Genomic DNA, 14,814 nt, shown 5'->3' on the forward strand with positions numbered 1-14,814 from the left:
GTACAAGTATGGAAAAAGATGTTGCAATAAATTCAGCATGAAAAGTAAAACTAAATAGAATATCTTTGCACCATGAATATTTTAATTATTGGTTCTGGTGGTAGAGAACATGCTATAGCTCAAAAAATTAGTGAAAGTAAACAGACTGAAAAATTATTTATAAGCCCCGGAAATATTGGTACAGCATTAGTTGGCACTAATATTGAGTTGAAAAATTTTGAGGCAATCGGTCATTTTTGTATTCAGGAAGATATCAATATGGTTGTAGTTGGACCAGAAACTCCATTAGTAGATGGTATTTACGATTATTTTGTCAATAATACTTCTCTACAACATATTAGTGTAATTGGTCCTTCGCAACAAGGAGCAATGTTAGAAGGCAGTAAATCTTTTTGTAAGTCTTTTTTAATAAGACACCATATACCAACTGCTGCTTATATAGAAGTTAATAAAAATAATCTTGAAGCAGGATTAACCTTTTTAGACTCACAACAAGCACCATATGTTTTAAAAGCAGATGGTTTAGCAGCTGGAAAAGGTGTTTTAATTTGTAGTACACTTGATGAAGCCAAAACTGAATTGCAAAATATGCTTTCTGGTAAATTTGGTAGTGCTAGTGAAAAAGTAGTGATAGAAGAATTTATGAATGGTATTGAGTTTTCGGTTTTTGTACTAAGCGATGGTAATAACTATAAAATTTTACCTATTGCGAAAGACTACAAACGCATTGGTGAACAAGATACTGGTTTAAATACTGGAGGAATGGGTGCCGTTTCACCACCACCATTTGTTACAGAAGCTATTATGCAAGATGTAGAACAACAAATTATTATTCCAACTATTAATGGTCTTAAAAAAGACAATATCACTTATAAAGGTTTTATTTATATTGGATTGATGCTTAGCAAAGACAATGTTGCTAAAGTTGTAGAATACAATTGTAGAATGGGTGATCCTGAAACACAAGCTGTTTTTCCTAGAATTACAAGTGATGTTGTGAATTTATTTGATGCTGTTGGAAATGGCAATTTAAACGAAGTCGAATTATCTATTAGTGATGAAGCAGCAGTGACTGTAATTTTAGCAAGTGATGGATATCCTGAAGCATTTGAAAAAGGAAATGTGATTACTAATACAACTACTGTTGAAGATGCATTTGTTTTTCATGCTGGAACTGCTTTAAACGAACAAGGTGAATTAATAAATAATGGTGGTAGAGTTATAGCCGTTACTGCATTAGATAATGATTGGCAAGTTGCACTAGCCAAAGCCAATAATGCTGCTACACATATTGACTATAAAAATAAATATTATAGAAAAGATATTGGTTTTGATTTGAAGTAAAATGCGAACTATTTAAAATTACTATTTTTTATCCCATAACAAATACATTCTTCATAATTTGGATATTCTTTTAGTAATGGATGTTTAAAATATCCCAATTTTGTCATGCCTATTTTTCTCATCACATTTTCAGATTTAGTATTATTAATAGTACAAGTAGCAATAACTTTATCTAGTTGAAGTGTTGTAAATGCATATTCTAAACATCTTGTTGCACCTTCGGTAGCGTAACCTTTGTTCCATGCATTTTTTTTGAGTCGCCAACCAATATCTGTTGCTGGTGTAAATTCACTGGTATAGCTTTGAAAAGCCAATCCAATAAAACCAATAAATTCTCCAGTATCTAAAACATCAGTAGCAAAATAAGTATAGCCATATTTTTCATAGTGGTCTTGAAATCTTGTAATCATGGCTTTAGTTTCTTCTTTGGTATGTGTATTAGGAAAATGCTGCATTACTTCCATATTTGCATTTAAAGCAGCAAAAGCAGCAATATCTTCTTTGCTCCAATTTCTAAATCCAAGTCGCTCTGATGTAAAGATGTAGTTATTTTTCATTTAAGAACTATTTTATGTTTACTTAGATAAAGCAAGTTATCACTTAGATATTCTCCGTTTCATTACACTACACGCAAAATATACTTTTTTAAAAACAATCTTAATACTAGTAATTTACGAAGAGCTTTTCACTACATCTATAAAGTGTTGTACTTTTTTATAATCTACATCTGGATATACACCATGACCTAAGTTACAAATATACTGCTGTGTTCCAAACTGTTCTATCATACGGTGTGTATGTTTAGTGATACTAGCTTCATCTGCATATAAAACACAAGGATCTAAATTGCCTTGTAATGTTTTATTAGGTGCTACTGCTTTACAATGTGCAATATCCATCGTCCAATCTAAGCCAATAACACTACAATTGGTTTTTGCAAAATCAGCTATAATATAATGAGCATCTTTTGCAAATAGAGTAACAGGAACTTCAGTTATAGCATCTGTAATGCGCTGCATATAAGGAAGTGCAAATTCAGTATATTGTTCTTTGCCTAACACACCTGCCCAACTATCAAAAATTTGTAGCATATTGGCACCAGCGGCTACTTGTGCTTTTAAATATTGTATGGTTGCTGTAGTAATTTTATCTAGTAATTGATGTGCTAACGATGGATTGACATATAACATTTTCTTGGCTTCTGAAAATGTTTTACTGCCTTTGCCTTCAATCATATAAGCAAAGATAGTCCAAGGTGCACCAGCAAATCCAATTAAAGGCACACGATTAGCTAATTCTTGTTTGGTGATTTTAATGCCATCAAAAACATATTGTAATGTTTGACACACTTCTGTAGTTAAATTATCTACATCGCTTTTTTGTTGAATGGTTTTAGGAAAGAAAGGTCCTTTGCTTTCTACCATTTCGTAGTTTAAACCCATTGCTTCTGGAATCACCAAAATATCAGAAAAAATAATAGCTGCATCTACCTCTAATCTATCAACAGGTTGTATGGTAACTTCTGCTACCAATTCTGGATTTTTTACGAGTGCTTTAAATCCGTTTACACTTGCTCTGACCTGTCTGTATTCTGGTAAGATTCTGCCAGCTTGTCGCATTAACCAAATCGGAATTCTTTCTACTTTTTCGCCTTTTGCAGCTCTTAAAATTAAATCATTTTTCAACATGGTATGCAAAAGTAAATAAAAGAACAATGAATTATTCATTATTTTCGTTATGAATATAAAAAGATTATCCATGATGGAAGCCGATGTGTCTGTAATTAAACCAACGATTATACAAATAAAAGATGCTGCTATTTTTCAAAATAAGCATTTGGTACTAGATGATGTTAATTTTGAAGCTAGAGTTGGCGATTTTATTTATTTGGTTGGAAGAACTGGACAAGGTAAAAGTAGTTTATTAAAGACTTTATACGGCGATTTGCCTTTACAAAAAGGTGATGGTATGGTTTGTGGCTATGATTTAAAACAATTAAACAAAAAGACGATTCCTTTTTTTAGAAGAAAAATTGGTATAGTATTTCAAGATTTTCAATTATTACAAGATAGAACTATATATGATAATTTATCCTTTGTTTTAAAAGCAGTTGGAATTACTAGCGAACCTATTATTAAACAAAAGATAGATGAAGCATTGACTTTAGTAAAGTTGCCACACAAAGAACAAAATTATCCATCGCAATTATCTGGTGGCGAACAACAAAGAATTGCTATTGCACGAGCATTAATTAATCATCCAGAATTAATTTTAGCAGATGAACCTACTGGAAATTTAGATCCAGAGACTTCTGATGAAATTATGGAACTATTTTATAATATTTTTAAAGAACAACAAACGCCAGTAGTTATGGCAACACATAATTACCAGTTAATAGAAAAATTTAAAGGTATTATTTACATGTGTGCAAACGGAATTGTAAGCAAAGATGAAAGTTATGTTGTAGTAAAATAAAGATTTTTAGATTGTAGACAATTCTTATGCTAATGATAAGAGCAACATATTAATTTATATTTACTAGAATTAAAATAGAGATGCTCAAACAAGTTCAGTAAGACGAGTGCAAAGAAAGTTTTATTCTATAGAAACTAGATTACTTCATTTTTGTTCATGCTTCACAAAAATTCGTAATGACGATTCTGTTGGAGATGTTTTGGTTTGTTGTCTAAGTAGATGCTGAAATAAATTCAGCAAGTGTTAAGAGGTTTTGCTTGTAATACAATAGTTTTAGTTAAGTAACTTACTGCAAGTTAATTTTGTACTTGCCTTTGTGTACTCTTTGGTATTTGGTTTGACTGTTATGCGTTATCATACTGGCAAACCAACATGCTAAACCACCTAATAATGCACCTAAAAAACCTGTAATAATTACCAATACGCCACTAGTAATATCTGCATTTAAGTTGCTAGCAAAAATTGATGCTACTTTGCTACTAAAAAATTGTTTATCGCCAATGTCTAGTAATAGAGCCATTGTTAACCAAAATATGCCTACACCAAAAAATCCTGCAAAAAAATTATTTCCGCCTTTATTGCTTAAAATTAGTCCTACTAAAAAGGCAATTAAGAAAGGAATATACCATGGTAAAATTAGTGTAGCCAAAAAACTTAAAACGCCAATAATTAATGCTTTCATAATTAACATATCTATTCTTTTATATCTTTTAATGCCTCGGCTTTGTTGTGGTAAAAACTCAACGGATAATAGTTATTTTCTGCCCAAATTGGAATCATATTATCGTAGTAGCGACTAGCAGGATTTCCATTTTGTCCACCTGGATAGATACCATATGCTGTAGGTTTTCCATCACTAAAATCTACTACCATACGCCAAGAAGCTCCCCATCTGTCTGAAGTAGCATTTACTACATTATGCCAACCACCAATAGGCACATTGAACACACTAAACGCAGGAATCATTGCCAAGTGTTCTACTGATGTTTTTTTATAGTATTGCCAAACTGAAGAGTTATCTGGATTTTCGTTATAGTTTTCAAAGAATTTTACCGTTCGTTTAAATGCCAAATTAACAATGTCTTTTGCTGTTTCTACGGTGTCGGTAGTTTTTAAATCAAACAAAATAAAATTAGGTTCTTGTGCTAGTAAATTGGCTAATACATAATTTTCTGGCATAACTAAAGACACCGACTTGCTCTGAAATTCGTCCCAAGTTAGCTGTTCAAAACTATCAAACCAATTGTAAAAATAACTTGGTGCTCTATAATCATAATCGGTATTGTATTGCCAAACATCTAATGCTTTTAATAATTGTTTAGCCGTTTCACTCTGAAATTGATTTCTATCTACATAACTTAAAAAGTATGGTAGTGTTTCTTTCGCTGACAAGCTTAAATTATTGCCTTGTAACTTCATCATATCTTTAGCTTTAATACGATACATATTGGTTAAAGATTCGTTGATGACTCTGTTTCTAAAATTTTCGTAATATCCATTGGTAGCGTAAGGATAATTTTGGTCTACTGGTTTTTGATTGGCACTTGAAACAAAACCTCGTTCTGGATTTTTAACATACGGATTTTCATTATTTGGAATTTGTCTGTTGGCTAAATCTAAATTGGCATTGGCTAATGGTTGAATAAATGCTCCATTGTTTTCAAAACTTCTTAGCATAAAATGACCTTGTTGTTTAATGGCAATATTATTGTTTACATCGGCGTATACGAAATTTTGTCCAGGACAGCCAAAAGAGTTCAAGGCATCTAAATAGTCTTCATGTGTTTGAGCATGGTTCAACAAATAAAAAGTTTTTAATTCGTTAGATGGTTCCATGGCTCGCCAATAAATAGCCAAATGTTTTTTATCATCGATGTTGCCAAAGTGTTCATCGTAAACAATAGCTCCAGCTTTGGTTATTTTTATAGTATCGTAAACTGTTTTAGCACCTTTTATTTTATATTTTTCAATTTCATATTCTAAAGGAATATATTTTCCATGAAATTTATACTCTTGTTTGTTTTTTGGATTGTACTCTACACTATAAGTATTGATTACATCTCTCGAAGCATTGGTAACTCCCCAAGCAATGCTATCATTAAATCCGATAATAATACCTGGAGCACCTGGAATAGTCACTCCCATTACATTTAATTCTGGTGTTTGCAATTGCATAGAAAACCAAATAGAAGGCAAGTTTAAACTCAAGTGTGGATCGTTACACAAAATAGGTTCGCCACTGGCTGTTTTTTTACCACTTACTGCCCAATTGTTGCTTCCTAAGTTTTTTTGTGGTAAAAATTCTTTATATGGATGTGGATACAAGGTAGCTGATAAAGAATCGCTGTTAGTAACTGTTGCACTAGGAATGTCTATTGCTTTAAAATTCCATTTGTGATTAACTGGAATGATTGGATCTTGTGGTAAAGGAAAATCTGGATATAGTTTTTTAAAGATGTCGCTACCAAACAATCGTAGTGCATTGGTATATTCTACATCATAATCTCTATAAGTTAAATCGTAAGCCATGTATTTCATGAGCAAACAAGATTTATAGGTTGACCATGGTTCTGGTTTATATCCTAATAGTTTATATTCTATAGGTAATTTTTTATTACTTAATTTTTTAATGTAAGCGTTAACACCATCTGCAAAAGCTGTAGCAATTGCTAGTGATTGTTCGTCTTTTTGTAGTGTATCATTTGCAACTTTAGCTGCTCTAGCTAAACCGACTCTTCTATTGTATTTATCTAGTTCTAGTGCTTTTTCTCCTACAAACTCGCTCAATCTACCAGCAGCAAAAATGGTTTGAAACTCCATTTGCCACAATCTATTTTGTGCTACTACAAATCCTTGAGCATAGTATAAGTCGGCTTCGTTATCTGCAAAAATATGTGGAATAGCAACACTATCGTATACAATTGTAGCAGTACCATTTTTACAGTCTAATTCAAAACTATAATTAACTAGCTCTTTTGGTTTGCTGTTTTGCCAAAATCCGTGTGTTGGCGACAAAAATTTTCCTAGTGGTGGAATCTCTCCTAAAGGTTTGTTTAAAAAATAAATTAAAACAAATAGTAGTATGCTTAAAACTATGCCAATAATCTTCTTAATCATTAGTAATCTATAATGTTTTTCAAAGATAGTAATTAAATACTATATGGTAATAAATTTTAGAAATTACAAGTATTTAACGATTAAAATGCTACAAACCACTTTTTTGGCTTTAGATTTGCAGTAAATAGATATGTTGAAGAATTTATATTTAATTGCTGTGATGATGACAGCTACTATGTTTTCTAGTAGTGCTAAAAATATTGTTCAGTTTTCTGGTTTTATTAGAGATATAGAAACTAGCAGTCCGATACCCTATGCTGCTATTTATATTTTAGAAAACAGTAGAGGAACAATTAGTGGTCCTGATGGTTTTTTTTCGTTTGCTGCTGCAGAAGGTGATACTATAGTAGTAAGTAGCTTAGGTTATAAATCGTTTACTTTAATAATTCCGAAAAATATTGGGCAAACTAGTTTTGCTAAGGAAATTTTATTAGATAGAGATCCTATAATGTTAGATGAAGTTTTAATTACGCCATTGCCAGAGCCACATCAGTTAAAACAAGCAATTTTAAATTTAAATATTCCAGATAATTTAGCAGAGTTAGCTCAACAAACTATTGCTTATTCTATTATGAATGATGAGATAGAACGCAATACGCAATATGATGGTGCTGAAAATTATAATTCTTATGTAAAATCGCAGACGGAATATTATTACAATAGATTTGGTAACCAAAGACCTGGAATTTCTTTAACAGATCCTTTTGCTTGGGCAAATTTCATTAAATCTATAAAAGATAAAAAGAAGAAAAAGAAGTAGTTTAACTTTAATTTACTCTATTCAATTCTTCTTGCATTTTATTGCTCTTTTCTTCTTTGTTAATTTTTAGTCCGTTTGAAAAATTGTATTTCAATTTAATTTGTAATCGCCTAGAGTCATTATATCCTAAATAGTTTACTTCTTGATTTTGATAATTGGCTATAGATTTAACTTTGTTCGTAAAGAATATATCGAATGCTTTTAGTTGCACCATCAATTTATCATCAAAGAATTTTTTGGTTATGGTGAAATCTACACTACCATTACTTTTATAAAAATCAATTCCGTAGTATGTTGGTCCAGAAAACCACGCCGATAAATTAATACTAAAACTTTTAGGTAATAAAAAATCATTGCTAATACTAAAATCTGTAGAAAAAGATTGTTTCTTTTCAAATTGGTTTACTAGAAACAAATTGTATTTATCGTAGAAAGCATTTAGGTCGAAACTAAATGTCCACCATTTGAATAAGTTTTTATAAATATTAAAATTAAAGTATAATGATTGTGCGTATTTATAATTTTGAAAAGTATAAATATATTTTCTATTTACATCATCTTGCAATGTCATATCAATAATTACATCTTTGTAGTATTGATATCCTACGATGAAAGAATAAATATCATCAAAAACATAATTAAATTCTGTTGTATATGTTTTGGCTGGTTTTAAATTTGGATTTCCTGTAGAAACTCCATTTGGACTATAATAATATATAAATGCATTAAGTTGTCTGTAGTTTGGTCTTTCAATTTTACTATTAATATTCCAGTTAAAATAGTGCTTATCTTTCAATAAATAATCGATAGTAAATGTAGGAAATACATTAAAGTAGTTTCGTTTATTGCTAGTATTAATTGTTTTATTGTCTTGTACTGCAATAGTTTGTTCTGTTCTACAACCAATAATAATATTCATATTATCTTTAATTGTTGTAGACCAATTGGCATAAAAGGCAATTATTTGTTCTTTATAACTATATTGATTACTTTGTATAGTATCTACAATATAAACATTATTTACTAAATTATTTATTTCAACATCATTGATTTGATTAGCATTTACATATTTTGTGCCTAACTCTAACGAACTTTTATTTTTAAACGGATTGGTATAATCTACTGCAATTGCATTAAGTTGATTGATAAATGGATTTCGTTGGTTAAATGTATTTGCTGGTCTATATTCTATTTGATTAGCATCTACAAAACGATTATTGAATAAAGTTTGTTGTGTAAAATTGTAGTTGGCAAAGCTATAGTTGATTTCTAATTGCTTACCAATACTATCTATATTATAAGTATAGTAAGCATTTAGCATTGGATATTTTAGTTGGTAATTTCCTTCTGTTATACTTATAATAGTAGAATCTACACTATTGTTTGTTTTAATAAATGTATTATTTGTTGTATTGGCATTTCTATTACTATAAGATAAATTTGTAGACACACCTATTTGATGTTTATCTGAAATCATATAGTCTAATGATGTACTAAGAAATTGTCCTTTATAAGCATATATTTCATTAGAGTTTTCATTATAGATTTGAGCATTATCCATTAATTTATATACTCTAGACTCATCACTATAATTATAATTTTTACTGAACCATGGACTATAGTTTACTGAAAATATTATTTTTTTATAGCTAAAAGAAAGATTACCACCAACGCCACCTTTTGCATATTTTCCTTGTTGATAATTTGCCCAAACACTTCCACTTAAACCTGTTTTATAGCTTTTTTTCAATTCAATATTTATTATTCCACCTTTTGTTGAGGCATCATATTTTGCACCAGCATTTGAAATTATTTCTACGGTTTTAACATTATCTCCTTGTATAGATTTTAGTAGATTTTTTAATGCATCGCCACTAACATATTGCAATTTTCCATTCAACATAATTTGTACGCCTTGTTTGCCATAAATTTTTATATTGTCATTAGCATCTACGCTTACGCTAGGCATATATCGTAATAACTCTAATACATTATTGCTTTGTGTAGCAGTACTGTTTTCTACATTATAAACAATTCTATCAGCTTTGCGTTCAATAATAGGTTTGCTTGCTGTAATGGTTACACCATCCAATATATTCGATAAAAGTGTTAGTTGATGTTGTGGTAAATGGATATCTTGGTTGTCTACTATAATATTTTTTATGGTATCATCTTGGTATGCCATAAAACTAAATACCAAGTAATAATTACCATTGGTTATATTCTGAAAACTATATATTCCATTGCTATCGGTTAGTGCAAAATTGTATAAGCTATCATTTACTGTTTGGTAGAGTACTACATTAGCAAACTCTACTGCTGTATTGGTTTCGTCAACTACAGTTCCAATAATATTAAATGCTGAAATAAATTCAGCAACAGTGAGTAATAGAAAAAATATTATGACACTTAATGATGTTCTCAAGTTATATCTATAGTATAAGTATTATCAAAAATTAATATTGTGCAATATCGTATATATTTTGAAAAAAAAGAAAAATATTTTCATTTTTTAATAGAAAAAATTTAATTTAAAAACTATTCTATCAATATTTTCCAAAGTTGGTCTTTGAGTTCTTGTAATCCTTCTTGTTTAATAGCTGAAAAGAAAACACATTTAATGTCTTTTGGCAATTCTTTTTTTAATAATTGTTTTAACTCATCATCTAATAAATCTGCTTTACTAATACCAATCATTCTTGGCTTTACAGATAACTCTGGATTGTATAGTTTTAATTCTTTATCTAAAATTTTATAAGTCTTTTTAATATCATCTGCATCTGATGGAATAACAAATAACAAAACTGCATTTCTTTCAATATGCCTCAAGAAACGCAAGCCAAGTCCTTTGCCTTCGCTAGCACCTTCAATAATTCCAGGAATATCTGCCATTACAAAAGAACGATTATCTCTATATGCCACTACACCAAGATTCGGTACAATGGTAGTAAAAGCATAGTCTGCAATTTTTGGTTTTGCTGCACTCACTACAGACAACAAAGTAGATTTTCCTGCATTTGGAAATCCAACTAAGCCAACATCTGCTAAAATTTTAAGCTCTAAAACAACCCAAGCTTCTTTTCCGCTAATTCCAGGTTGTGCATAATGTGGCGTTTGGTTAGTAGCACTTTTAAAATGCACATTACCTAATCCACCTTTTCCGCCTTCCATCAAAATCATTTCTTGTCCATCTTCTAAAATTTCAGCTAACACCTCTCCTGTTTCAGCATCTTTAGCGACAGTACCAAGTGGTACTTCTAAAATAATATCTTCACCTTGTTTACCAGTTCGTTGAGCACCTCCACCAGCTTCGCCATGTTGTGCTTTAATGTGTTTTCTATATTTAAGATGTAACAATGTCCAAAGCTGTTGATTGCCTTTTAAAATAATATGTCCGCCTCTAGCACCATCACCACCATCTGGTCCGCCTTTTGGCACAAATTTTTCTCTACGGAAATGTACAGAACCAGCACCACCATTGCCACTCTGAACAAAAATCTTTACATAGTCTATAAAATTGCCCCCTTCCATTAGTGTAAAAGTAATTAAATAAACACAATTGATAATTATCATGTTTGTAATAATAATAGAACAGTAATTTTATACCATGAAATCGACTACTCAATATTTATTAATGTGTTTTCCTTTAATTTGGTTAGGTATGGTTTTAGGTATTTCTTTTGTTGAAGCTCCTTTAAAGTTTCAAGCACCGAATATTACACTAGCACTTGGATTAGGTATTGGCAGACTAGTTTTTAATGCTTTAAACAAAATAGAGTGGTTGTGCTTAATTTTAACTTCTGTTGGATTTTTATCTGCTATAAAATATAAAAATATTTTATTAATATTTATAATTATATTATTAATTATTTTACTTTTTCAAACATTTTATTTATTGCCAAAATTAGACACTAGAGCTATAGCAATTATTGATGGAGCAAGTGTAGCAAAAAGTAGTTTGCATTTAATTTATGTTATCATAGAAATTTTTAAAGTACTACTCTTGATCGTATTTAGTATTTTTAGTTTTAAAGAGATAAAATATGAAGCGAGATATTGAAAGTGTTGATGATATTACACAAATTGTAAGTGATTTTTATACTGAAGCGATGAAAGATGAGACCATTGGTTATATTTTTACCGATGTTGCCAAAATTGATTTGCCACATCATATTCCTAAGATTGTAAATTTTTGGGAAGGCGTTTTGTTAAATGGCAATAATTATAGAGGCAATCCGATGTTGCGACATATAGAATTGAGTGAAAAATCGGCGTTACTATCTGAACATTTTGAAAGATGGCTAGTGCTTTGGAAAACGACTATTGATAGTTTATTTTCTGGTGAAAAAGCAGAGTTGGCAAAGTATAGAGCCGACTTAATTGCACAAACTATGCTCTATAAATTAAATGCTATTAGAGAAGGAAAGGTGTAATATGCAAACCTAGAGAAGATAGTTACGAATATTGTTAAAGTATTTCATACTTCTTAGCTACTAAATCACTATAACTGAAGGTTCACTCATTGACTGCTGCGTTAAAAACACTTTACATGGTATAAAAAATCATAATGAATTATTTAATACTATTAAGTTATATTATAGTAATCAGCATCCTCTACGAGCGACACTGATGGAAAAAAGTAAAAATCGTAAAAAAGATTCCCAATCAAGTTGAGAATGACGATTTTTGCTTTATTTTGTTATTAAATGCATAACAGTTAGTATGAAAAATTTTTTATCGGTCAATGATGTAAATAATGTAGAACAATTAGCACAAGAAGCTATTGCCATAAAACAAAATCCTTTTGCACATCAACACTTAGGAAAAAATAAAACCATGGTATTAATTTTCCTAAACAGTTCACTTAGAACTCGGTTAAGCACGCAAAAAGCAGCACAGAATTTAGGTATGCATACTATTGTATTGAATCTAAGTCAAGATTCGTGGCAAATGGAATATGAAGATGGTGCTGTTATGAATGGTACTACAGCCGAACATATTAAAGAAGGAGCTGCAGTTATAAATGAATATGCAGATATTATTGCACTACGAAGTTTTCCATCATTAGTTGATAAAGAAAAAGATTATAGCGAATATGTTTTAAATAAATTTTTAGAAAACATAACTGTTCCATTAATCAATATGGAGTCTGCTACGGTTCATCCATTACAATCGCTAACCGATTTAATGACCATAAGAGAACATTATACTAAAAGACCTAAAGTAGTTTTATCGTGGGCACCACATATAAAAGCATTGCCACAATGTGTTGCCAATTCTTTTGCCGAATGGATGAACAAAGCCGATGTTGATTTTTGTATTGCCAATCCGAATGGTTACGATTTAGATATAAAATTTGTAGCAGATGCCAAAGTATATCACAACCAAGCAGATGCATTTAAAGATGCCGATATTATTTATACCAAAAATTGGAGCAGTGTAGAACAATACGGACAAATTATAGGCGATCATAATGATTGGATGATAGACGAAGCAAAGATGCAACTGACCAATCATGCCAAATTTATGCATTGTTTGCCAGTAAGAAGAAATGTAGTTGTAAGTGATGCAGTTATTGATAGTAAAAATTCAATTGTAATAGAACAAGCAGGCAATCGAGAATTTGCAGCACAAATAGTGATTAAAAAAATATTAGAAAGTTGGTAGTGATTATATTCACCGACTTTAGTCTTTCAAATAAAAAAGGTCGGAATTAATTTTTCCGACCTTTTTTTATAGTTAATTAAGTGTTTGTATTTATTGCACTTTACCGCTTACTTTAATGTCATCTATTTGATAAGTTGTAGTATGGTCATTAGCACTTCCAGATGGATCATTACCATCATATCTCAAGCCAATATGAATATCTCCACTATAAGCAGAAATATCAATTATACCAGATGATATAAAAGCATTTGAGAATCCATTAGATGGACCATTAGTATCAATTATAGCAGGTAACTCTGTCCATGTTGCACTATTTGGATTATTTCCTGTTGTATAATCCGTAGAAATTAAAACAGTAAGTGTAGCTCCATTTTGAAATGCATCTTGATTTTTAAAACTCAACGCCTCATTTATAGTAGCATCTAAATTAATACTTGGTGTAATTAACCATGTTTGAACAGAATCATCTCCCGAACTATAAGCAGTAATTTGTGCATATCTATTACCACTATATAGCCTACCAATATAATCTACTGTTCCTTTTGTTTGAACTTGTGTCCAACCTGTTAGATTAATAACACCATTAGTTGTAGTAGTTTCAAAATCTTCATCTAACAAATCTATATAAAGTTCATCACAAGTAAGTCCACTCATATCTACATCAGTAGTATCTCTGAGTAATAATTGAGCGTCTGAGCCAAAAACAGAATATATTGCTACCAATGTACCATTACCAGTTGGCGTAAGTGCTCCTGCAAAACTACAATAACCACTAGTTCTAACTAAAATTAAATTTCCATTACAATCAACCAAGTCTTTATTGTCTGATTGCTGAGTAGCTGGTAGAGCATATGTTTGTCCCATATCATAAGATGCAAACTCAACTTCAGATAATCTAATTAATCTGTTTTGATAGCTATCATCTAATTCGTCCATTGTTACATCTATTATTGGAACATCTTGGTAAGCTGGTCCTTTTACTATGTATTCTGGTATTAATGTGCTTACAATTCTTGCTACTTCAGTTGGGTCATCTTGATTAATTCCTCCACCTAATTGAATTAAGCCATTATAATCTCCAAGATATAATCCTTTACATTTTACATATATTTTTCGTCCAACAGGATATGTAGTGTATAGGTTATTTGCATCTATAGATATAGCTATACCAGCGGTACCATCGTCTATAATTATTTGCTTGTAAAAGTTACCTGTTTCATCATCTGCAATTACTACACCTTGTATAATAATATCATCGGTAAGTTCTAATGGACTACCCAATGTAGTATACAATGCTTTTAATTCAGCAATAGTGTGTGTTACTGGCAAATTTGGATCTTCGATAGTAACATTTGGTTCGTCAAAATTATCTTTTTGACAAGCTGTAATGCTAACGCTTAGGAAAGCCAACAGCATCATTAAATATTTAAAATTCTTTTTCATTTTTTAAA

Annotated in this window: 13 protein-coding genes; 6 read left to right on the top strand and 7 right to left on the bottom strand. The window is 30.6% G+C overall.

From position 1 onward, the window contains the following. Positions 1-72: 72 nt before the first annotated feature. Complete coding sequence (gene purD / locus H6553_12290; GenBank protein ID MCB9034610.1) at positions 73-1,344, top strand: phosphoribosylamine--glycine ligase; 1,272 nt, start codon at positions 73-75, stop codon at positions 1,342-1,344. A gap of 8 nt (positions 1,345-1,352) precedes the next feature. On the opposite strand, the gene H6553_12295 is transcribed toward purD, so the two are convergent. Both H6553_12295 and hemE read right to left on the bottom strand, forming a co-directional pair. Beyond that, a complete protein-coding gene (locus tag H6553_12295; protein MCB9034611.1) occupies positions 1,353-1,901 on the bottom strand; it encodes a GNAT family N-acetyltransferase in 549 nt (182 codons plus the stop codon). Between the two features lie 114 nt (positions 1,902-2,015). Further along, positions 2,016-3,032, bottom strand: a complete 1,017-nt coding sequence (hemE, locus tag H6553_12300; GenBank protein MCB9034612.1) for a uroporphyrinogen decarboxylase — start codon at positions 3,030-3,032, stop codon at positions 2,016-2,018. Positions 3,033-3,105: 73 nt separating this feature from the next. Between hemE and H6553_12305 the strand changes: the two genes are divergently transcribed. Next, complete coding sequence (locus H6553_12305; GenBank protein MCB9034613.1) at positions 3,106-3,819, top strand: ATP-binding cassette domain-containing protein; 714 nt, start codon at positions 3,106-3,108, stop codon at positions 3,817-3,819. A gap of 286 nt (positions 3,820-4,105) precedes the next feature. On the opposite strand, the gene H6553_12310 is transcribed toward H6553_12305, so the two are convergent. Next, on the bottom strand, positions 4,106-4,501 hold the full coding sequence (locus H6553_12310; protein ID MCB9034614.1) for a hypothetical protein: 396 nt from the start codon (positions 4,499-4,501) through the stop codon (positions 4,106-4,108). A gap of 11 nt (positions 4,502-4,512) precedes the next feature. After that, positions 4,513-6,936, bottom strand: coding sequence for a penicillin acylase family protein (locus H6553_12315; GenBank protein ID MCB9034615.1), 2,424 nt, complete (start codon positions 6,934-6,936; stop codon positions 4,513-4,515). Between the two features lie 130 nt (positions 6,937-7,066). On the opposite strand from H6553_12315, the gene H6553_12320 reads away from it, so the two are divergent. Continuing rightward, on the top strand, positions 7,067-7,696 hold the full coding sequence (locus H6553_12320; GenBank protein MCB9034616.1) for a carboxypeptidase-like regulatory domain-containing protein: 630 nt from the start codon (positions 7,067-7,069) through the stop codon (positions 7,694-7,696). A 7-nt stretch (positions 7,697-7,703) separates the two neighbouring features. Here H6553_12320 and H6553_12325 read toward each other — a convergent pair whose 3' ends face one another. After that, positions 7,704-10,121 carry an outer membrane beta-barrel protein gene (locus tag H6553_12325; GenBank protein MCB9034617.1) on the bottom strand — a complete coding sequence of 806 codons (2,418 nt, stop codon included), beginning with the start codon at positions 10,119-10,121 and terminating at the stop codon, positions 7,704-7,706. Between the two features lie 113 nt (positions 10,122-10,234). Further along, on the bottom strand, positions 10,235-11,227 hold the full coding sequence (gene obgE / locus H6553_12330; GenBank protein MCB9034618.1) for a GTPase ObgE: 993 nt from the start codon (positions 11,225-11,227) through the stop codon (positions 10,235-10,237). Between the two features lie 76 nt (positions 11,228-11,303). On the opposite strand from obgE, the gene H6553_12335 reads away from it, so the two are divergent. The 3 genes from H6553_12335 (at position 11,304) to H6553_12345 (ending at position 13,363) form a co-directional block, all read left to right on the top strand. Then, entirely contained in the window at positions 11,304-11,756 is a 453-nt protein-coding gene (locus H6553_12335; protein MCB9034619.1) for a hypothetical protein, read from the top strand. Next, on the top strand, positions 11,740-12,129 hold the full coding sequence (locus H6553_12340; protein MCB9034620.1) for a group III truncated hemoglobin: 390 nt from the start codon (positions 11,740-11,742) through the stop codon (positions 12,127-12,129). The genes H6553_12335 and H6553_12340 overlap by 17 nt, the downstream gene beginning before the upstream one ends. A 289-nt stretch (positions 12,130-12,418) precedes the next feature. Then, complete coding sequence (locus H6553_12345; GenBank protein ID MCB9034621.1) at positions 12,419-13,363, top strand: N-acetylornithine carbamoyltransferase; 945 nt, start codon at positions 12,419-12,421, stop codon at positions 13,361-13,363. Between the two features lie 90 nt (positions 13,364-13,453). On the opposite strand, the gene H6553_12350 is transcribed toward H6553_12345, so the two are convergent. Next, positions 13,454-14,806, bottom strand: coding sequence for a choice-of-anchor J domain-containing protein (locus H6553_12350; GenBank protein ID MCB9034622.1), 1,353 nt, complete (start codon positions 14,804-14,806; stop codon positions 13,454-13,456). Between the last annotated feature and the right edge of the window lie 8 nt (positions 14,807-14,814).

Source organism: Chitinophagales bacterium (assembly GCA_020636535.1).
Taxonomy (GTDB): Bacteria; Bacteroidota; Bacteroidia; order Chitinophagales; family JADIYW01; genus JADJSS01.